This window comes from Halomonas sp. SS10-MC5, assembly GCF_015992245.1.
Classification (GTDB): domain Bacteria; phylum Pseudomonadota; class Gammaproteobacteria; order Pseudomonadales; family Halomonadaceae; genus Halomonas; species Halomonas sulfidoxydans.
In genome coordinates, this window is record NZ_CP065435.1 from 1,127,443 (window position 1) to 1,147,893 (window position 20,451).

At 68.7% G+C, this 20,451-nt stretch carries 18 protein-coding genes; 5 read left to right on the forward strand and 13 right to left on the reverse strand.

Annotated features, from left to right (window positions below; translation table 11 throughout):
• The 9 genes from I4484_RS05370 to I4484_RS05410 form a co-directional block, all read right to left on the reverse strand.
• Positions 1-1,092: an iron ABC transporter permease gene (locus tag I4484_RS05370; protein WP_197449961.1), complete on the reverse strand. Its 1,092-nt coding sequence runs from the start codon at positions 1,090-1,092 to the stop codon at positions 1-3.
• Positions 1,089-2,117: an iron ABC transporter permease gene (locus I4484_RS05375; protein ID WP_197449962.1), complete on the reverse strand. Its 1,029-nt coding sequence runs from the start codon at positions 2,115-2,117 to the stop codon at positions 1,089-1,091. Before I4484_RS05375 ends, I4484_RS05370 begins: the two co-directional genes overlap by 4 nt.
• Positions 2,114-3,160, reverse strand: a complete 1,047-nt coding sequence (locus I4484_RS05380; protein WP_234283569.1) for an ABC transporter substrate-binding protein — start codon at positions 3,158-3,160, stop codon at positions 2,114-2,116. The genes I4484_RS05375 and I4484_RS05380 overlap by 4 nt, the downstream gene beginning before the upstream one ends.
• Before the next feature lie 152 nt (positions 3,161-3,312).
• Complete coding sequence (locus tag I4484_RS05385; protein WP_197449963.1) at positions 3,313-4,131, reverse strand: HpcH/HpaI aldolase/citrate lyase family protein; 819 nt, start codon at positions 4,129-4,131, stop codon at positions 3,313-3,315.
• Positions 4,131-5,348: a type III PLP-dependent enzyme gene (locus tag I4484_RS05390; RefSeq protein WP_197449964.1), complete on the reverse strand. Its 1,218-nt coding sequence runs from the start codon at positions 5,346-5,348 to the stop codon at positions 4,131-4,133. The genes I4484_RS05385 and I4484_RS05390 overlap by 1 nt, the downstream gene beginning before the upstream one ends.
• A 29-nt stretch (positions 5,349-5,377) precedes the next feature.
• Positions 5,378-7,207: an IucA/IucC family siderophore biosynthesis protein gene (locus I4484_RS05395; protein WP_197449965.1), complete on the reverse strand. Its 1,830-nt coding sequence runs from the start codon at positions 7,205-7,207 to the stop codon at positions 5,378-5,380.
• Entirely contained in the window at positions 7,204-8,427 is a 1,224-nt protein-coding gene (locus I4484_RS05400; protein WP_197449966.1) for an MFS transporter, read from the reverse strand. Before I4484_RS05400 ends, I4484_RS05395 begins: the two co-directional genes overlap by 4 nt.
• The gene (locus I4484_RS05405) at positions 8,424-10,295 is read right to left on the reverse strand and encodes an IucA/IucC family protein (RefSeq protein WP_197449967.1); all 1,872 of its coding nucleotides are present in this window, start codon (positions 10,293-10,295) and stop codon (positions 8,424-8,426) included. The genes I4484_RS05400 and I4484_RS05405 overlap by 4 nt, the downstream gene beginning before the upstream one ends.
• Positions 10,292-11,503 (reverse strand): hypothetical protein, encoded by a 1,212-nt coding sequence (locus tag I4484_RS05410; protein ID WP_197449968.1) that lies wholly within the window; start codon positions 11,501-11,503, stop codon positions 10,292-10,294. The genes I4484_RS05405 and I4484_RS05410 overlap by 4 nt, the downstream gene beginning before the upstream one ends.
• Before the next feature lie 229 nt (positions 11,504-11,732).
• Between I4484_RS05410 and I4484_RS05415 the strand changes: the two genes are divergently transcribed.
• Genes I4484_RS05415 through pncB form a run of 3 tightly spaced genes read left to right on the forward strand, consistent with a single transcriptional unit; the run spans position 11,733 to position 14,671 of the window.
• On the forward strand, positions 11,733-11,927 hold the full coding sequence (locus tag I4484_RS05415) for a hypothetical protein (protein ID WP_197449969.1): 195 nt from the start codon (positions 11,733-11,735) through the stop codon (positions 11,925-11,927).
• 1 nt (position 11,928) lies between these two features.
• A complete protein-coding gene (locus I4484_RS05420; RefSeq protein ID WP_197449970.1) occupies positions 11,929-13,425 on the forward strand; it encodes a sodium:solute symporter family protein in 1,497 nt (498 codons plus the stop codon).
• Between the two features lie 46 nt (positions 13,426-13,471).
• The gene (gene pncB / locus I4484_RS05425) at positions 13,472-14,671 is read left to right on the forward strand and encodes a nicotinate phosphoribosyltransferase (protein WP_197449971.1); all 1,200 of its coding nucleotides are present in this window, start codon (positions 13,472-13,474) and stop codon (positions 14,669-14,671) included.
• Between the two features lie 80 nt (positions 14,672-14,751).
• Here pncB and I4484_RS05430 read toward each other — a convergent pair whose 3' ends face one another.
• The gene (locus tag I4484_RS05430; protein ID WP_197449972.1) at positions 14,752-15,243 is read right to left on the reverse strand and encodes a ferritin-like domain-containing protein; all 492 of its coding nucleotides are present in this window, start codon (positions 15,241-15,243) and stop codon (positions 14,752-14,754) included.
• A 261-nt stretch (positions 15,244-15,504) separates the two neighbouring features.
• Here I4484_RS05430 and I4484_RS05435 point away from each other — a divergent pair, with 261 nt between their 5' ends.
• Complete coding sequence (locus I4484_RS05435; RefSeq protein WP_197449973.1) at positions 15,505-16,995, forward strand: FAD-dependent oxidoreductase; 1,491 nt, start codon at positions 15,505-15,507, stop codon at positions 16,993-16,995.
• On the opposite strand, the gene I4484_RS05440 is transcribed toward I4484_RS05435, so the two are convergent.
• Positions 16,992-18,008: a GlxA family transcriptional regulator gene (locus I4484_RS05440; RefSeq protein WP_197449974.1), complete on the reverse strand. Its 1,017-nt coding sequence runs from the start codon at positions 18,006-18,008 to the stop codon at positions 16,992-16,994. The genes I4484_RS05435 and I4484_RS05440 overlap by 4 nt on opposite strands.
• Positions 18,009-18,092: 84 nt before the next feature.
• Between I4484_RS05440 and I4484_RS05445 the strand changes: the two genes are divergently transcribed.
• Positions 18,093-19,199, forward strand: coding sequence for a DJ-1/PfpI family protein (locus I4484_RS05445; protein WP_197449975.1), 1,107 nt, complete (start codon positions 18,093-18,095; stop codon positions 19,197-19,199).
• Here I4484_RS05445 and I4484_RS05450 read toward each other — a convergent pair.
• Both I4484_RS05450 and I4484_RS05455 read right to left on the reverse strand, forming a co-directional pair.
• On the reverse strand, positions 19,101-19,973 hold the full coding sequence (locus I4484_RS05450; protein WP_197449976.1) for a cytochrome c oxidase assembly protein: 873 nt from the start codon (positions 19,971-19,973) through the stop codon (positions 19,101-19,103). The genes I4484_RS05445 and I4484_RS05450 overlap by 99 nt on opposite strands.
• A 3-nt stretch (positions 19,974-19,976) precedes the next feature.
• Positions 19,977-20,447 (reverse strand): DUF2243 domain-containing protein, encoded by a 471-nt coding sequence (locus tag I4484_RS05455; RefSeq protein ID WP_197449977.1) that lies wholly within the window; start codon positions 20,445-20,447, stop codon positions 19,977-19,979.
• Positions 20,448-20,451: the final 4 nt, after the last annotated feature.

The window sequence follows — 20,451 nt, forward strand, 5'->3', positions numbered from 1 at the left end:
CTAGGGCCTCCTGGCCAGCAGAGCGAGGAAGAAGGGCACGCCGAGCAGCGAGGTGACCACGCCGATGGGCAGTTCGGCGGGCACCAGCACGACGCGTCCGATCAGGTCGGAGGCGAGCACCAGCAGGGCACCGCACAAGGGGCTGACGATCAGCTGGCGCCCGAGCGAGGGGCCGACCAGCAGCCGCGCCACGTGCGCGACGATCAGGCCGACGAAGCCCACGGGGCCGGCGATGCCGACGGCGCTGGCGGCGAACAGCACCGCCACCAGCAGCAGCGCGAAGCGCGAACGCTCGACGCCGAGCCCGCGGGTGGCGGCGACGTCGTCGCCGAGCTGTAGCAGGTTGCCGCCCCGCACCAGCGGCGGTAGCAGAATGAGGCTGACCGCCGTCCACGGCAGCAGCGCGGCGAGATGCTCCCAGTCGCGGCCATACAGGCTGCCCGAGAGCCAGGCCAGTACCGTCTCGGTGGTGGCCTGGGCCCAGCCGGCCAGGACCCCGGTGGTCAGGGCGTTCAGCAGGCCCGCCACGGCGATGCCGCACAGGACCAGCCGCACCGGGGTCGAGCCGCGGTTCCAGCTCAGGCGGTAGACCGCCGCCGCCGCCGCCAGCCCGCCGCCGCAAGCGATCAGCGGCAGCCAGTCGAGGCTCAGGGCCGCCCGCAGATAGGGATTGCCGTCGCCGGCGAGGCGCTCCGCGGCGGCGAAGGCCAGCACCGCCGCGAGGCTCGCGCCGGCATTGATGCCCATCACTCCCGAATCGGCCAGGGGATTGCGCATGACGGCCTGGAGCAGTGACCCGGCAATGGCGAAGTGCACCCCGACCAGTGCCCCCAGCAACAGGCGCGGTAGGCGCAGGTTCCAGATGATGTCCTGGGCCACCGGGTCGCCGGCCGCCGGGTCGCTGGCGCCGATCAGCGCCAGCCACACGCGGCCGGGCGACAGGGTGACGGCGCCGAACAGCAGGTTGGCGAGTGCCCCCAGGATCACCAGGCCCATCAGCACGACGACCAGGAGCCCCAGGCGGTCCCGCGCGGGAGAGTCGGCGGTGTGGTAGGGCTGCGGAGGTGTCCCGGCACGAGCGGAGAGGGTCATGGCGTTCTCGAGCGAATCAGGGCGATGAACAGGGGGCCACCGATCAGCGCGGTGAACAGTCCCAGCGGCAGTTCCTGTGGCGCCGCCAGGGTGCGGGCGAGCAGATCGCTCAGGGTGACCAGCAAGGCGCCGGTTAAGGCCACCAGGGGCAGCGTCTGGCGCTGGTCGACTCCAGCCACCAGGCGCACCAGGTGGGGGGCGATCAGGCCGATGAATCCCACCGGGCCGGCGACCGCCACCGAGGCCGCGGTCAGCGCCACGGCGAGCGTCACGAAGCCCAGGCGCAGCAGGGTGACGGCGCCGCCCAGGGAGCGCGCCACGCTATCTTCCAGGTGCATCAGGTTGAGCCAGCGGCCGGTGGCGAGCGACAACACGAGGCCGCCAGCGGCCCAGGGCAGGATCTGGCCGACATGGGCCCAGCCGCGCCCCTGCAGGCCACCGGCCAGCCAGCCGTAGAGCTGCTGTGCCTGGGCACCGGAGAACAACAGGAAGGCCGTGACCAGGGCCGACGCCAGGGCGGTGACCGCCATGCCGGCCAGGGCCAGCATCAGCGGCGAGAAGCCGCTGCGTGCCGCCAGCAGGAAGGTCAGGGCGGCGGCGCCCGCGCCGCCGAGCATGCCGATGGCGGGGAGCCAGGTGGCGTCCACCCGCCAGCCGACTTGTGCCATGACCACCGCCATCGAGGCCCCGGCAACGACGCCGGTGATACCGGGTGACGCCAGGGGATTGCGAGTCACCGTCTGCATCAGCTGGCCGGCGAGACCCAGGCTCGCGCCTACCAGCAGGCCGGCGACGAAGCGGGGCAGGCGCAGCTCCATGACCAGGACCGCGGCCATGCCATCGACCCGGCCGGCCAGCACCTCGAGCAGTTCGTGGGGCGACAGCGGCACGCCGCCGACCGACAAGGCCAGCGCCCCGGTAGCGGCGATGGCCACGCCGAGCAGGGTGCAGCAAAGGGCGAGGCTCGGGCGGCTTGGCCCCCGGGCCAAGCCCGTACTGGGCGAGGGCAGTGGGGCGGTGCTCATGGATAGGGGCGACTGGCAATGGAGGGAGGTAGCTCGGGGCGCTCGAAGGCCTCGGGATAGAGCCGCCAGGCCATCTCGTCGAGAATCAGGCGGCGAGCGATGGGACCGCCGCCCTCCTTCCAGTGAGGGCCGACCTCGTAGACCCGATCGTTCTTCACCGCCTCGAGATAGGGCCACACCGGATTGTTGGCGAAGGCCCGCTCGCTGCCGGTGTTGAACAGGAAGATGACGTCGGGATCCAGGGCCAGCAGCTGCTCCAGGTTGATCGCATAGCCGAAGGGGATGGTCTGGCCCGGCGTCGGCGACGGGCCGGCGGCGTTGGTCGCCTTCAGGCGTTCGAGCAGCGCGGCGCTCAGGAAGTGATCGTAGTAGGCGAAGGGTGACTCGCCGGCGCCGGCCAGCAGGATGGCACTGACGCCCCCGGGGGCCTGCTCGCCGAGCTCGGCGAGGCGCGCGTCGAAGGCCTGGTTCAGCGCATCGCCCTCGGCTCGCATGCCGAGTACCGCGGCGATGCCCGCCACCGCTCGCCGGCTGTCCTCCAGGCCGACCACGTCGAAGGCGTAGAATGGGGCGATGGCCTCGAGCTGGCGGGCGTGGGGCTCGGTGTAGCGGTGAATGCCGACGATCAGGTCGGGGTCGAGCTCGGCGAGCAGCTCCAGGTTGGTGCTGGCGCGCTGGCCGAGGCTTCGAGTGCCGGCCAGCGGGTTGTCAGGAGTGCCGGCCAGCGGATCCTCTGAAGCGCCGTCCAGCGGGGCGCCAAGATAGCTGGGCAGCGGTTCGCTGCCGAAGGTCGAGGCGCCGACCGGCGAGATGCCGAGCGCCACCAGGGTATCGGCGGCGAACGTCGAGATGGCCGCCACCCGCTCGACCGACATGGTGTCGATCGGGGTGCCCCGGTCGTCGTGCAGGGCATCGGAAGCAGCGGGCGCCGGCTGTTCCTCGGCCAGGGCCGCTTGACCCGTGCCGATGGCCACGGCGAGCCCCAGGGCGATGACGACCCCGAGCCGCACGCGACACAGGCGGGAGAGAAACTCGCAGGGCATGCGTCGTCTTCCTTCCAACAGGCATGGAGCATGGAGCGCAATATGGCGGGGAATTGTAATTCAAACATGAATGGTTTGCATTGGTATTTGTAAAATCCCCGGCCGCATGCCTGCGACCCGGGACAGAGCGTGACGAATGAGACTGGCTGCCGTCAGGGCTTGTCGTCCATCGGCGGGCTCCCGATAGCCGCGGCCGGCGCCGCTGGGTCGGGGTCGAAGGAGCGGCGCAGGTCGCGTAGGCGCCGGAACAGGATGCCGCGGTCCTCGCCGACCAGGAAGCTCGCCACTCCCCGTTCCCGCCAGTAGCGGTGCTGGCCCTCGGCCCGGGGAATCGCACAGAACCGGCGCCCCGCGCGAGCGCAGGCCCGGGCCACCCTGTCCAGTGCCTGGCGCACACTGTCGTGCCCCGCATCCGGGGCCACCCCCAGATCGTGGGCCAGGTCCATGGCCCCCTCGAGCACCCAGTCCACCCCGGCTACCTCGACGATGGCGTCGATGTTCTCCACTCCGGGGGTCGATTCGATCATCACCACCACCAGGATCTCGTCGTTGGCACGCTTCAGGTAGTCGCCGAGCGGCAGCCGCCCGAAGCCGGTGGTTCTGCCCCCGGTGACGCCGCGACGGCCGAGGGGCTGAAAGCGGGCCGCCGCGACCGCCTCGCGGGCCTGGTCGGCGCTCTCGACCCGCGGCACCACCACCCCCATGGCGCCGGCGTCCAGGGCGCGCTGGATCGCTCCCGCGTCGACCCCGGGCACCCGCACCAGCGGCGTGATGCCGGCACACTCGGCGGCACGGATCATATGCTCCACGGACTCCGGATTGACGCTCAGGTGCTCCATGTCGAGCACCACGAAGTCATAGCCCGCGTAGCCCAGCATCTCGACGAGCCAGGGCGTCGGCACCGAGTTGAGCATGCCGTAGACGCAATTCCCTTGCTCGAGACGACACTTGAGCGGATTGGCGCCGAGCATCACGCGCCCTCCTCGTCGTCGATCGACTCATCATCGATAAAGCGCATGATCGGTGCCGGATGGCACAGGAAGTGCTGGTGGGAGATGTTCCAGGCGTAGGCGCCGGCCAGGGTGAACAGCAGCATGTCGCCAATGGCCAGGCGCTCGACCTCGACCTGGCGCGCCAGCACGTCCTTGGGCGTGCACAGCTGGCCGACGACGCTGACTTTGGCGTTGGTCAGCCCCTCCGCGCCGTCGAGTCCGGGCAGGCGCACGAAGGGGTGGTCGTGGTTCTGTGCCGCCGGGGTGCGGAAATGATGGGTGCCGCCACGGCACACCGCGAACCACTGGCCGTGGTTGCGCTTCAGGTCCATCACCTCCATCAGGTAGTAGCCGCAGGGGGCGGTCAGGTAGCGGCCACATTCGAAGCGGATGCGATAGCGCTGCAGGCGCGGCTCGGCGAGACGCCGCGCGAGCCCGCGGCAGAAGCCCTCCCAGTCGAATTGCCGGCCGGGCTCGCGGTAGTTGATGCCGATGCCGCCGCCGACGTTGATCTGGTCGATGTCCAGGCGGTGCTGCTCGCGCCAGTGCTCGACCTGGCGAAACAGGTCGCCGAGGAGCCTGAGCTGGGCGTCGGCATCGAGCTGGTGGGAGATCAGATGGAAATGGAAGCCGCGCAGTTCGATCCTGGGATGGCGGGCGAGGAAGGCGAGACAGGTCTCCAGGTCCTCGGGATCGATGCCGAAGGGGGTGGGCACGCCACCCATGGTCAGGGGCGTGGAGGGCAGGTTGTCGGTCGCCAGGTTCATGCGCAGCAGCACCCCCTGGCGTCGCTCGCTCCGTTCCAGCAGGTGGGCCAGGCGCTCGAGCTCGGTCAAGCTCTCCACGTGGATGAGTTCGACGCCGAGCTCGAGGGCGAGAGAGAGTTCCGAGACCAGCTTGCCCGGGCCGCCGAACAGCAGGGGGGCCTCGGGGAAGCGCTCGCGGATCAGCGCCAGCTCACCGCCGGAAGCGGCTTCGAAGCCGGCCACCCGGCCCGCCAGGGCGTCCAGGATCGGTGCCTCGGCATTGGCCTTGACGGCGTAGAACATCTCGCAGCGCTCGGGCAGTGCCGCCACCACACGCTCGACGTGGCGACGCAAGGCCGGAAGGTCGTACAGATAGGCGCACAGGGGATCGACGCTCGCCGCCTGCAGGCGAGCCGCTTCCCGGGCCATGGAGTCGAGTCGGAGTTGCATTGCTTGCTCCTGAAGCAGGGAGTCCCGGGTCACTGGGTGTCGCGTGGTTGAGCGAAAGGGCTGGCCAGCGGCACGTACTCGGAAGCGCGGTCGGCGCGCTTGAGCACCCGGTTGAGCAGGTTGGTCTTGTTGGGCCAGGGCTCGCCCTGGAGCCATCGCTCGATTAGCCGTGCAGAGAGGGCGTTGCCGTGACGCTGCTGGTAGCGCACCAGGCTCGACTCGAGGCAGCGCCATAGCCGCGGCTCGAGGCCGGCATCGTCGCGCGCCAGGAAGAACACCGCCTGGGCGAGGTTGTTGATCAGCAGGCAGTAGCCGATGCGCTTGATCCCCAGCTCCTCGGGGTAGCGTACCGAGGCCCTGGCGCGCTCGGTGAGGCTGGTCAGACGCTCGTCGGGCCACGGCTCGGGCAGCAGCTTGGTGCCTTCCAGGTCGCGGATATAGATGTGACTGGGCAAGCCGTGGCGCAGCCCCACCACGACGTTCTGCAGATGCGGCTCGAACACCACGCCGAGCCGGCACAGGGCGAACAGCATGGGGTGGACTAGGTGCTCGACGTAGGCCTCGAACCAGTGCAGTGCCGCCTCTTCCCGCGACAGGCCGCGATGACGGGCCAGACGCATGACCTCGCGCTCCAGCGGTGAACCTCCCGAGGCGGTATCGGCGAACAGCGCCGCCGCCAGCAGCGGTGTCTCGCCCTCCCCCCAGGCCGGGGTCTGGCGCAGGATCAGGCCGAAGGCCTCCTGCAAGGCGATGCGCGCCTCCCGCGGCTGGTCGCGGAAGTCGGCGGTGACGAAACCGGGCTCGGTCATCAACGTCAGCGCCGGGAAGGTCTCGCCCAGGGCGCCGGCCTCGGCATCGAGCAGGCGGCTCAAGCCGACGGCGCTCTCGAGTTCGTACCAGGCATTCTTGCGCACGCAGTTGGTCAGGCGTACGTGCAGCGAGCACTTCAGGAAGCGATCGCGGCCGGGCTGGAGCAGGGTGCGCACCGAGGCGGTGGGATACCAGGGCTCGCCGGCCGGCCCCAGGTCGAGCAGGCGGCCGCTGTCGAGCGCCTGGCGCACCACGTCCAGGCTGCGAATATGCTCCACCTGCCAGGGGTGCACCGGCAGCGCCCGATAACCGGGCGGCAAGGGAAGGTCGGGGAGCTGGCGCTCCAGCTGCGCATAGGCGTCTTCAGCGAGATGGGAGGCCTGGGCGAGATCGCTTGCCGCCACGGCGAAGTAGTGCAGCGGGAAGGCTGCGCCGAGCTCGGGCGAGTAGCGCCGGATGGCGTCGAGCGCGACCCCCTCGCGGCTCTTGGGGGTGGGGTGAAAGGCGTGGCCGAAGGTCAGCGACTGCTCCGAACGCAGGTATGCCACCTCGCCCTGGCCCCAGTCGTCGTCACTGGCGGCGGCGATGAACTCCCCCATCAGCTCGACGCTGTTGCCGATCTGGGCCAGCAGCTCCTCGTTGAACGGCTGATCGAAGCGCAGGGCCAGCTCGCAGAGCAGCATCCGTGCCAGGTGCTGCCAGTCCAGTGCCTGCCAGGGCTTGCCGAAGCAGGCGCCGAAGGGCTCGGAGCGGTAGGCATGGTTGAGGGTGATCGAGGGGCGCTCGACCGCGATCAGCAGCAGCTGGCCGCTGAGCGGCAGCGAGACCTGCAGCACATGGCCGCCCCTGAGGCGCCGGTGTTGCTGGATCACCTGCGGCCAGGCGCGGGCACCGAAGGGGCTGTCCCAGGTGAGCTCGCCGGCCGGCGCGGCGACCTCGCGGCAGTAGGCGTTGAGCAGCGCCCAGATCGAGCGGGTGCTGGCCTGGTCGTGCCTGTCCTGGAGCTTGAAGGCCCGGTGCAGGGCGATGGCGGAAGAACCAAGGGTCATGTTCGCGTCCTTTGCGAGGAAGTGGAGAGAGAGTGGGTGAGGCCCGGCGCCAGGCTCAGGCCGAGTGCGGCCAGCACCCAGGCCGAGGCCAGCAGCGGGCTGGCCAGGCCGAAGCGCGAGGCCAGGACGCCGGCGCCGAGGCCGGCCGCGACGCCGGCCCACTTGGCGGCGGCGTCGAGGCGCCCGAACAGGCGGCCGGCCCGCTGCCGGCTCGCGCCGCTCATCAGCCGATGGAGCGCGACGAAGGCGGCGGTCATGGCGAGCCCCATCGCCAGCCGTGCCAGCCACATGCCGGCCTGGGCCTGCCAGCCGCTGCCCGCGAGGCCGTACTGCGCCCAGCAGGCGAGCGCCATGACGGCGAAGGCGAGCGTCAGGGTGCGCCGCGGGCAGTGGCCGGCCAGCGCCTTGCCCAGCGGCGCGGAGAACGCGAGATACACCAGGTGAGGCAGGCTGAACAGGGTGGCCAGCGTAACCGTGGAGAGCCCGGCGAAGCGGCCCTGGAGGTCGGCGATGAAGTAGGGGTAGGTGACCACGCAGGCGAAGGAGAAGCCGAATTGCAGCCACAACAGGAGCCCGGGATGCACCGCTTCGCTGGCGCTCGGCGGCTCGTGGTGCCTGTCGCCGCTCGCCGAATCCGCGGCCTGCACCGCCTCACGGGGCGAGCCGGAGGCCGGGACGGTGGCCACCAGGGCCGCCGCCGCCAGCGGCAGCAGGGTGAGCCAGGCGTACAGGGTCAGCGGGGAAATCCCGCCGATCAGGTAGCCGAACAGGATCGGGGCGACGACCAGGGCGGCCCGTGCCGAGGCCTGCATGGCGGTGAGCGCCCGGGCCAGGCGCTCCCCCTGGAGTTCGCCGGCGAGCCAGGTATTGGAGGCGGCAAAGGTGCCGCCGAGCAGCCCCTGCACGGTCAGGGCCAGGGCAAAGCCGCCCACCGAGGTGGCCTGGCTCGCCAGCAGGAAGCCCAGGGCCAGGCCGACCTGGGCGCGCAGCAGGGAGCGTCGGGCGCCGTAGCGGTCGGCGAAGCGCCCCCACCAGGGCGCCGCCAGGGCGGAAAACACCGTCGGCAGCACATACAGCCAGCCGACCAGATGAAGCTGCGTGGAGGCGAACTCCTCGCTCAACAGGATGGCGAAGAAGGGCGGCATGCCCAGTGCCGCCAGGGACGCCACGAAGTGGCACAGCATGACGCCCCGCACCCGCCGTCTTTCGTCCCGACTCATGGCGTCGCCTCGAGCCGGGCAACCGACGATGCCTGCTCGAACTCGGTGCCGAGGCTCACCTGTTTCAGGAAGTTCGGCGCCGTCCTGCCGTAGAACTTGTTGATGTCCGAGGCTCCGGTGCTCGCCTTGCTGGCCAGGGTGCCGGCGGTCAGCAGGTACTTGGCGTCGAGGAAATCGCGTTCCACCAACTGCATCACGGGCGATCCGTCTTCTTCCGGCATGGCGGCCAGGCTCTGGGCCATGGCTCGGCGCACCTCGCCATACAGCTCGGCTCGTTCGCCGTGGCCGCGCGCGGCCAGGTGCTCGATCAGCGGCGCGACGTTGAGCTGCAGGGTGATGGTGACGAACATCTGCTCGAGCGCCTGGGGCGACTCGCACCAGATGCGCGGGTCCTCGAGCGTCTCCACCAGGCGATACAGCGCCGGCCAGCGGGTTTCGAGCCTGGCGCGGTCCAGGCGCGGCGCGTCGTTATCCTTGAGCAACAGGCGCATCTCGCCGCCCTGGCGCAGCAGCAGCATCGAGTTCTGCTGATTGGACTCCAGTGCCACGCCATAGCGCAGCCACAGGGGCAGATGGATGTCGAAGGTGAGCCGCAGGTAGGCCCACAGGAAGGCGCGGACATCGGCATCGAAGAAACGCTCGGCCAGCTCCTCGTAGACCACGGCACCGCTGGGGCAGGCCGCGACGAGCCCCGCCACCGAGACCAGGGTGGCGTCCTCGACCGCCGGCGGGTAGCGGCGCAGGATGAAGCCGAGGAAGGGGCGACCCGCGACATGGCCGCCCTGGTGCTCATCGGTGAGCAGCAGGCGCCCGGCGAGCCGCTCATCCTGCTCGGCGATGGCGCCGAGTAGACGCTGGACGCGGTGGCCGTCGCCGATGGTGCTGGGCTTGATGGTGCGGATGTTGCGGCTGCCCAGGGTGCGGATGGTCAGCGGCAGCTTGATATGGGTAGCGGGCCGCGCGGTGAGCATCAGGCTGCGCACCGAGAGGGTGGGTTGGACCTCGACGGCTGCCAAGGGGGCCTTGATCACGGTCTCGGCCAGGCCCGCCTCCTCGAGCATGGCGTCGAGCCCCGATGCCCACAGGAAGGGGTGCACGGGCAACAGCCGATAGTCATGGGCCAGGCGAGTGTCGAGCCCCACCCGCTCGACGCTCGGCCACCAGTCGGGCAGCGCCGTATCGCTCAGGTGGAAGAGTGCCTTCGGCACCGCCAGCCAGCGCAGCGCGAAGCGCGGCTGGAATTCGGGAGCGAAGCGCCGGAGCGCCGCCACATCGAAGCCCAGCTTGGCCCTGGCGGTGGGGTAGTAGGGGTGATCCTGGAACGATGCCAGGCGGTCGTAGTGGGCGAAGCGGGCCGACCACTCGGCGGGGTGGCTGCCGTTCGCATCCTGGGCCGCGCAGCGGGCAAAGTAGTCACCCTGGGCCTCGCGGCAGGCGAGCCGGTGGATCTCGGCCTGGCGGCATTCGTCGGCGAAGGCGAAGTAGTAGTCGCGCGCCTCCGGCGCCAGGCCCTCGCCGAGCCAGGTGACAAGACTCGCCGCATCCGTCAGCTCCCTCGCCGCCCCAGCCTCGGACATCGCGCTGGCCGCCACCACCGGCCCCGGGCGATAGCGCCACGGCTGCATGAAGCGTTCCGGCGCCACCGGCAACCACAGGGTGCCCGAGGCCAGCGTCGTGACTTCGAGCCAGGGCCCCGGCGTGAGGGGGCCGATATCCAGGCGGGACAGCGCCGGAGGCACCCCGTCCAGCACCCGTGCCTGTCGCGTGATGCCTTGAACGTCCTCGCGCAGCAGGGCGTCGATGACACGGGCCAGGAGGTAGCCGCGCGCCTCGTCGGTCTCGGTCGCCGGGCTCGCTTCGCGGGTCATGGCTGAACCTCCCAGCTCAGCGAGGCCAGCGTCGCCGCCACGCGCTCCTTGAGCTGAATGGCGCTGTCACCGGCGGCGCGCAGCACGCCGAGATAGTCCTTGTTGGAGTGGCTCAGGGTCAGCCGCTCGCCGGCCTGGCGCAGGGGGTGGAAGTCGACGAAGCCGTCCTCCCAGCGGCGGCGAAACGCTTCGGGGACCTGCACCAGTTGACCGGAGCGGGTGGCCCTGACGTACTCGATGTGCAACCCCTTGCTGGCGATATCGAGCCGGGGCAGGGCCTCACCCAGGTGGAGGCGCAGGATGGTGCGGAACAGCTCGATGCCAAGCGCTTCATCGAGGAGGAATTCGCGGCCATCGCCGATGGTGCGGTAGTTGATCTCGATCAGCCGCGGGCCCGCCGGGGTCAGCACGAACTCGGTATGGCAGGAGCCGAAGCCGATGCCGAAGCGACGAATCTGATCGGTGACGTCGTCGATCACCGAGGGGGCGAGGTCGGGCCCCCAGTGGGCGGCCAGCTCGATGAAATGCGGCGGTGGCGACAGCTCGACACGAAAGCCGCCGAGGACCTCGAGGCGCTCGCCGTCGCCCAGGGTTTCCAGGGTATAGAGTTCGCCCTCCAGGTACTCCTCGACCAGCAGTGCCTGGCCGGGCTGGCGCTGCCACAGGCCTTCGCAGCAGGCGATCAGCGCCTCGCGGGTGTCGGCCCGGCTGACGTCCAGGCTTGCCACGCCCTCGCGCGGCTTGACCACGCAGGGTAGGGGGCAGCTCGGAAGGATCTCGCCGAGCTCCTCCGGCGTGGTCACCAGGCGGTGCCAGCAGGAGGACAGCGCCAGTTCATCGAGACGCTGGCGCATCGCCGCCTTGTTCTTGGCCGCGAAGCAGACTCGCCAATCCTTGCCCGGCAAGCCGAAGTAGTCCGCCACCAGGGCCGTGGCGGCCTGCAGGTGATCGCTGTGGGAGAACACCGCCAGCGGCGCGATGCCGGCCTCCTGCAGCGCTTCGAGAATGGCGATGGGGCTGAACACGTCACAGCCGAGCACCGCTTCGGGGTAAGCGGCGCGGTTTTCCTGGGCGAAGTGGCGACGGTGGTCGCTGGGCAGGTCGGTGACGATCACCGGGTCGAGCCCCAGTTCCCGTGCCGCAGGCAGGAAGCCCTCGTTGAGGACCTCCGTGACCACGTGGGCCACGAAGACGATGGGTTGTGGCATGGCGTCGGTTCCTTGTAACGCGAGGGTCGATAGCGCAGCGCCTGGCCCTGTCGGGAGCAGAGCGTCCTCATGGGCCGGCGGTGGACATGCTAGAGCAAATAGTAAAACAGAATCAATATCATTTTCATTAATAATAGTTGGCAGTGCTCATGAGCGCCCGCCCAACGCCACCGGGCCGCATCATCTAGGCTGTAGGCGTGTCGGGTCATTTCGAAGTCAAGGGAGGCATATGCGGAAGGACAAGCGTGGGCAGGGAAAGGGGATCTGGCTGCTCTGGGTGGTGGTCGCGCTGTGCTATGCAGTGCCCTACACGCTGCTCGCCGGCGTGACGCGGTGGTACGGCAGCTTCCTGTTCTGGGCGTTGGCAGGGCTCGCCGTGATCGCGCTGAACGTCTTTCTCACCCGCGACTTCAAGGACCGCTGAGATGACCGTTTCCCTCGTGTGGTGGGCGATTGCGGGCTACCTGGCGATCGCCATCGCCATCGCCATCCTGTCGCGCCAGGGCAGGACGCAGGACATGTCGGGCTACTTTCTCGGCAACCGCCAGATGAGCGGCTTCGTCTCCGCGCTCAGCTACAGCGCCACCACCTACAGCGCCTTCATGATGGTGGGGCTGGCGGGGCTGACCTACGCCGGCGGCGTCGGCGCGCTGGGGTTCGAGATCGTCTATTTCGCCGGGGTCTCGCTGGTGGCGGTGTTCGGGCCGCGCTTCTGGGCCGTGGGCAAGGCGTTCGGCGTCGTCACGCCGAGCGAGATGCTGGGCCGGCGCTACGACAGCCGGGCCGTGGCGATCGTGGTGGCGCTCTCCAACTGCCTGTTCCTCATTCCCTATGCGGCGGTGCAGCTCGCCGGCATCGGCTACCTGCTGCAGGGCACCACCGACGGCGCGGTGCCGTTCACCGCCGGGGTGGTGCTGGCCACGGCGCTGGCGCTGTTCTTCTCCTACGTCGCCGGCATCCGCTCGGTCATGTGGACCGACTCGCTGCAGGCGATCATGATGATCGTCGCTGCCACCCTGGTGACCTACCTGGTCATCCAGGGGCTGGGCGGCTTTCGGGTGCTGTTCGATACGCTGGCCACGGAGCGTCCCGAGATGCTGGTGGTGCCGGGCGAGGGGCTGTTCACCTTCACCACCTTCCTCGGCCTGACCATTCCCTGGTTCTTCTTCAGTCTCTCCAACCCCCAGGTCAGCCAGCGCCTGTTCATGCCGGCCTCGCTCGCGGCGATGCGCCGGATGCTGCTCGGCTTCCTGGTCTTCGGCTTCGTCTACACCCTAGTCTCGGTGCTGTGGGGGCTCTCCGCCGTGGTCGCCTTCCCGGGGCTGGACAACGCCGACCTGGCCACGCCTGCGCTGCTCACCTCCGGCCACGTGCCGCCGCTGCTGGGGGCGATGGTGATGATCGGCATCCTGGCAGCGGCCGTCTCGACCATCGATTCGATCATGCTGACGCTCTCCTCGATGGTGGCCCGCGACGTCTACGGCAACCTCAGGCCGGGCAGCAGCGAGGCGCGCCAGCTCGCGGTCGGCAAGTGGGTCATTCCGGTCATCGCGCTGCTGGCACTGGGCTTTGCCGAGCTGCAGCTGAGCCTGATCGCGGTGCTTTCGGTGGCGGCGTCGGCGGGGCTGGTCGCCGTGGTGCCGGCCATCGTCGGCGCCTTCTACTGGCGCCGGGGCACGGCGGCCGGCGTGCTGGCCAGCGTCATCGTCGCCAGTGCCTTCGTGCTGTTCGTCTATGCCGGCGGCAACCGCTTCCTGGGGCTGCCGGCGGGGGTGTGGGGAATCGTCGTGGCCAGCCTGGTCTTCCTCGGCGTCAGCCTGGCGAGCCGGCCGCCTCATGCGGCGACGGAGGCCTTCCTGGCAGCGGCCTCCGGCGAGCGGGAAGAGCCGGGGCGGGTGGTCGCGGGCCGCCGCGAGCGCTAGCCTGACAGGAGACGCAAGCACATCGACCAAGCAAACGGAAGGCGACATGGGCGAGACCTACCGCGACGGGCCGATCATCCGCTCGCTGCTGGATACCGACTGGTACAAGCTGACCATGATGCAGGGGGTGCATCACCAGTACCCGAACGCCAGCGTCACCTGGGAGTTCCGCTGTCGGGACGCCGAGCCCCTGGAGCGCTACATCCCCGAGATCCGCGAGCAGATCGACCGCCTGGCCACGTTGCAGCTGTCCCGTGAGGAGTCGGCCTACCTGGCGAGCTTCCCTTACATGTCGCCCGACTTCATCCGCTTCCTGGAGCTGTTCCGCTTCCGCCCGGAGTACGTGAAGGTCGGCATGCAGGGCAGCGAGCTGTGCATCGTCATCGACGGGCCCTGGTCGCACAGCATCCTGTTCGAGATCGTGATCCTCGCCATCATCAGCGAGGTGCGCAATCGAACCCTCTATCCCGAGGTCGAGATCGATCAGGCCGTGGCGCAGCTACGCCACAAGCTCGCGGCGCTGCGCGAGGCCTATACGCCCGAACAGCTGGCCGGCTTCAACCTGGCCGACTTCGGTACGCGACGGCGGCTCTCCCAACCGGTGCAGGAGGCGATCGTCGAAGTCATGGAGGCGGAGTTCCCGGGCCACTTCGTCGGCACCAGCAACGTCGACATCGCGCGTCGCCACGATATCAGCCCGATGGGCACCATGGCCCACGAGTGGGTGATGGCGCATCAGCAGTTGGGGAGCCGCCTGGTGGACAGCCAGCGTGCCGCGCTGGAGGCCTGGGTGCAGGAGTATCGCGGTTATCTCGGCATCGCGCTGACCGATACCGTCACCCTCGATGCCTTCCTGCGCGATTTCGACCTCTACTTCGCCAAGCTCTTCGATGGGCTACGCCACGACAGCGGCGACCCGCTGTGGTTCGCCGAGAAGTGCATTCGCCACTATGAGTCGTTGGGCATCGATCCGATGACCAAGACGCTGATCTTCAGCGACAGCCTGACCTTCGACAAGGCCATGCACATCAAGACGGCGCTGGAGGGGCGGATCCGCACCAGCTTCGGCATCGGCACCCACCTGACCTGCGACGTGCCGGGAGTGAAGCCGATGAATATCGTGATCAAGATGGTCTCGTGCAACGGCCAGCCGGTGGCCAAGATCTCGGATTCGCCGGGCAAGACCATGTCGCGCGACGAGAGCTACGTGAGCTATCTCAAGCACGTCTTCGGCGTGAAGGGGTAACGACGCCTCGGGGCCGGGGCGAAGCGCGTCAGAGGGAAGGGAGGCAGGCCGCAGACCGACCTGCCCGAGCGGAACGGAAGTCAGCCGGCCCGCTTGTTGACGTCCTGCTTGGCCAGCTTGCTCAGCTTGTCGTCGGTGGATTTCTCCTCCTTCAGCGTCTCGGCGAGGATCTCCTTGGCCTTGGTGTGGCCCAGTTGCTCGGCCAGTTCGCAGAGGGTGCCGTAGGCGGCGATCTCGAAATGCTCTACCTTCTGGGCCGCGGCGATCAGGCCGGCATCGCGAACCGGGCCCTTCTCCGTGGCGTCGATCAGTTCCTCGCCCTCCTGGATCAGGCTCTCCATCGCATGGCTCTTGATGCGCTTGACGCGAATGTCGGGGATGGAGTCAGCGGCCTGCTCGATGCGCTCCAACTGGCCCTGTGTCTCTTCGAGGTGATGCTGGAAGGCCTCGACCAGCTTCTCGTTGTCGGCGGCGCGAGCCATCTTGGGCAGCGCGCGGGTGATCTGCTTCTCGGCGCTGTTGGTTTCGGAAAGCAGGCGCACGAACAGTTCCTGGGCGTTCTTGATGACCATGATGAGGTTCCTCCTCCTAGCTGGGTTCCAGATCCATCTACCTTCACGGCTTCTCTAACGTAGCAGTCACCCGCCCGTCCGTTCTTTGCAGGATGGCGACGATATGTGTAGGAGTGAAAGCGAGCGCTCCTGTTGGCATGCGCCCCGCCGCTCGAATCCGGCCGGTATCGCGTTGCGTGGCCGTCATGAGCGATAGCGCAGCTTCCTCCTGGCTTCTATAACTGTGGCAAGACGGATGATTTGGTGGCGAAAGGAGTCGTTATGGAAGCGATCTGGACACTGGGTAGCCGCGGCGTGGCCGAGCATCCTTCCCTGGCAGAGGATGCCGAGGTGGATGTTGCCATCGTCGGGGCGGGCATCACCGGGCTCACCGCGGCGCTGCCGCTGGCCGAGGCCGGTCTCAGGGTCATGGTGCTCGAGGCGGGGAGGGTGGGGGGCGGCGCCACGGGCGGCTCCACCGGCAATCTCTACGCCACGCTGGCCTCGGGGCAGGCGCCGTTGCGCCATAAATGGGGCGATGACGTGGCCGCCGACGTGGTGCGGGCCAGGGCCGAGGCGGTCGACCACGTCGAGGCGCTGGTGCAGCGCTTCGCCATCGACTGCCAGTTCCGGCGCCAGCCGGCCTATCGCCTGGTAAGCGACGAGCGCCAGCATGCCGATCACGACCTGAACGAAGAGCTCGATGCGCTGATCAGCGCCGGGCTCGACGTCGAGATGGTGGACAGCGCCGGCCTGCCCTTCGACAGTTGGGGCATCCGTATCGCCCAGCAGGCCCAGTTCAACCCGCTGCACTATGTCCAGGGGCTGGCCTGCGCGCTGCTCGGCGAAGGCGTGGTGATTCATCAACATGCCCCCGTGCGCGAGATCGACCCTGGCAGGGGGGTGGTGCGAACCGATGAGGCCAGCGTCACCGCTAAGCACATCGTGCAGGCGACCCATACGCCCAAGGGTATCAGCCTGGTCCAGGCGGGCATGCCGGTATCGCGTGAATACGCGGTCAGCGCGCGACTGAGAAGCGGCGAGTACCCCGAGGGCATCCACTGGGTGCTCGACCCCTTCCACTCGCTGCGCAGCTACCGTCACGGCGACGATCGCTACCTGATGGTCATTGGCGAGAAGCACCCGACCGGCGAGCACCGCGGCGACCATTACCAGTTATTGCGCGAATACCTGGCGGCACGCTTCGACGTGGCGGCTTTCACCCACCACTGGTCGGCCCAGCAGTACACCTCTCCGGACGGATTGCCTTACATCGGCCGCATGCATGGCCACGGCAACCTCTACATGGCCACCGGCTTCGCCGCCGACGGCCTGGTGTGGGGCACCGTGGCCGGCACGCTCATCGCCGACCAGATTCTCGACCGCGACAACCCTTGGCAGGCACGCTTCGGCGCGCGGCGCATCACCCCGGGAAAATCGGCGCTGCAGTATGCCAAGGAAAATGCCACCGTCACCAAGCACATGGTCAAGGACTACCTGGGCACCGAGAAACTCGATGGCTTCGACGCCATCGCGCCGGGGCACGGCCGGGTTGCCACCGTGGAAGGCGAGAAGCTCGCCATCCATCGTACCGAGGCCGGCGAACTCAAGGTGCTCTCCGCGGTGTGTCCGCACATGAAGTGCATCGTGCACTGGAACGCCAGCGAATCGACCTGGGACTGCCCCTGCCACGGTAGCCGATTCGACACCGAAGGCGAGGTGATCGAAGGTCCTTCCCTCCATCCATTGGCACGGCCGAAGGGACAGGCTTAACTCTCTTCTTCGGGCATCAGGTCGGGCGTGTTGCCGAAATAGCTGCGATAGGCAGAGGGTGTGACGCCTACCAACTTGAGGAAGGCGCGGTGCAGGCTATCCAGGCTGGCGAAGCCCGAGTGTTCGGCAATGCGTGCCAGAGGCCAGCGGGAAGTTTCCAGCAGGGTCTTGGCGCGGTCGACCCGCGCCTGCTTGACGAATTGGGCGGGCGTTTCGCCGATCTCCGCGCGGAAGCGGCGTACGAAGGTGCGTTCGCTCATGTTGGTGCGGGCCGCCAACGCCGGCACGCTCAGGTCGCCGGTCGGGTCGGCGATGATCGTATCGACCAGAGGGGAAAGGCGAGAGCCGGCGGCGGCTTGCGCCTGCAAGGCGGCACTGAACTGGGCCTGCGAGCCCGGTCGGCGCATGAACAGGACCAGGTCGCGAGCCGCGCCGAGGGCCACCCGAGAGCCGCAGTCGGCTTCGACCAGCGACAGGCAGAGGTCGAGGCCGGTGGTGACGCCAGCGGACGTGTAGAAAGGAGGTTCGGCGGTATAGATCGCACCGTGGTCGACGCTGATGTCGGGCCACATTTCCTGCAGCCTGTCGCACGCCGACCAGTGTGTGGCGGCCCTGCGACCTCGCAGCAGCCCCGCCGCGGCGAGTACGAAGGCGCCGGTACAGACGCTGGCCACCCGGCGTGTGCTGTGCACACGCCGCTGCAGCCAGGCCAGCAGGTCGGTTTGCTCCGCTGCCCGGCGCAACCCCTCCTCGCTGCCACCGGCGACGATCAAGGTGTCGAGTGACGCGGGCAGTGCCGCCAAGGACAGGGTCCCGGCGATGCGTAGCCCGGCATTGGAGACGATATCCCCACCGTCCGGCGAGGCGAGCAGAACGCGATAGGCGGGTGCTTGCTCGGGACAGTGAGTATTGGCCTTGCTGAACACTTCCATGGGGCCGACCAAGTCGAGCGCCTGGAGGCCATCGAAGCCGATCAGGGCCACGGTGCGGGGTGGCGAAGCAGGTGTACGCATTGGCGTATTTTGCGATAGTTTTGTCATTTACGCCATGGCCGGGCGTAACGCAGCATGAGCGGGATGCTTTCGGAGATACCACTGATGCCCACACGTTACGTTTCGCGGCTGGCTGGCCTGGCCGTGTTGATACTTTCCATGATCGCGGTGGTGAGTTGGCGCCACGGCAATCCGGGAACGGTGCGCCTGCTCGAGCACCCATCCTTGGAATTACCGGCACCCAAGGGCGGGCGAGACCGCCCTCTGGTGGCCGTCCTGGCCGCCAACGATGGCACCGAGACGACGGATTTCATGGTTCCCTACGGTGTACTGAGGGAGTCGGGGAAAATGGAAGTGGTGTCGGTCTCCACACGATCAGGCCCCGTGCAACTGCACCCCGTATTGACGATTCGGGCGGAGCAGACCACCGAGGAATTCGACGTTCTGCAGCCGGACGGCGCCGATATCGTCATCGTGCCGGCGTTGCATCGCCCCGATGACCCGGAAGCCATCCGTTGGCTGCAACGACAGGCCGAGTCCGGTGCCGTCATCGTCGGGGTCTGCGACGGCGTGCTGACGCTGGCCCACGCCGGGTTGCTGCAAGGCAAGTCGGCGACAGGCCATTGGTTCTCGCTGGGCAAACTCACCCGCCGCTACCGGGAGACGACCTGGATACGAGACCGTCGCTACGTGGTCGATGACCGGGTAGTGACGACTACCGGCGTGTCGGCTTCCATTCCCGTCTCGCTGGCGCTGGTCGAAGCGGTGGCGGGAGCGGCCCAGGCCGATCGCCTGGCACTGGACCTCGGCATAGCGGACTTCGACGCTCAGCACGATTCGGATGTCTTCGGCCTGTCGCTCGAGCTGCTGCTGACCCTCGCGCGCAACAAGCTCGCCTTCTGGAACCATGAACGCTTCGAAGTGCCGATCGAGGATGGCATCGATGAGATCGCGCTGGCGCTGAGCGCTGATGCTTGGTCCCGCACGTATCGCTCCAGCGCCATGACAACACACCCCTCCGAGCGATGGATTCGCTCGCGGCGAGGTCTCGTCATCGAGGCGGAGACGCAGGTGGCGAACGCTGCAGTAACGCTGCGGCCAGCGATAGAGCCGTCAGCCGCGGCGCTGGACGATGCGCTCATGAAGATCAGCGAGCGGTACGGAATGCCCACCGCCGACCTGGTCGCCATGCAGCTCGAATACGCCTGGTGAGGTACGGGACCGGCGCCGCACGAGCGCTATCAATGCCACCGCCAGCAGCAGCTCGGCCAGGTCGCCGCCGTAGTACATGAGCTGGGCGGCGGCTTGGATCTCTTCCGCGGGGTGGCCGGCACCGCGCGGCCACAGGTAGCCGTACATGAGCTTGCCCAGCAAGGCGTGGGCGGCCATGGAAACGAACAGCACGCCCAGGCGCAAGCGCAGGCCGAGCCGGTGCGGCGAGGCGTCCGGGCCCGCCAGTACGGCCCAGCAGAACAGGTAGCCCGCCGCCAGGAAGTGCAGATGGACCCAGCCATGCAGCAGGCCGCTGTGCCGCGAGGCGGCATACAGCGGGGTGAAGTAGAGCAGGGCCATGCCGCCGACGTTGAGCAGCAAGGCGGCAATCGGGTGCGACACGATCCGCAGCGGCAGGCTCCGGAGAGCGCCAACGAGCCGGCGCGCCGCGGCGGTCGGCAGGCTCCTGAGGGTCAGCGTCACCGGGGCGGCCAGTGCCCAGGCCAGCGGCGCCAGCATGCCGATCAGCAGGTGCTGGGCCATGTGGCCGCGCAGGTCGTGATGCGCCCAGGCCGTGACCGGCGGGGCCACGGCCACGGCGAGCAGCAGGCTGCCCAGAGCGAAGAGGGCGCAGCGCCAGCCGCTCCAGCCGTTGCCGCGACGCTGCTGGCGTCCGGCCGCGCCAAGATAGCCCAGGGTCGCCAGGCCGAGCAGGCCAAGCGGGAACCATGCCAACAGCGCCGAGGCGCCGCCAGCGGCAACGCTGCCGTGCATGGCTCAGCCCCGCTCTAGCCGCCTGGCTCGGCGGTAGAGGGCCAGGCCCACCAGCAGCAGCGCCAGGGCGGAGAGGTTCCAGCTCAGGTCATAGGCGAGCAGGTCGACGCCGTAGCGGATCTGGTGGATGCCCAGCAGCTTGTGGCTGACGATGCCGTCGAACAGCTGGAAGCCGCCCATGCCGAGGAAGGCGCCGGCCCAGGCCCAGCGCGCCACCAGCCGGCGGCGCTGGGCCTGCTCGATCAGCAGGAAGGCGCCGATCGCGATGGCGAGCAGCTCGGCCGCGTGCAGCAGGCCGTCCGACAGAATGCCGACGGCCGGCGTCGCACGGTCGAAGAAGTGATGCCACTGCAGCAACTGATGGAAGACGATCTCGTCGACGGCGGCCATCACGCCGGCGCCGGACATCGCGGCAAGCCAGAGTGTTCGGCGTGAATCCTGTGCGGCGGCCGGGGCGGGGCGGGGTGAGGTCATGGCA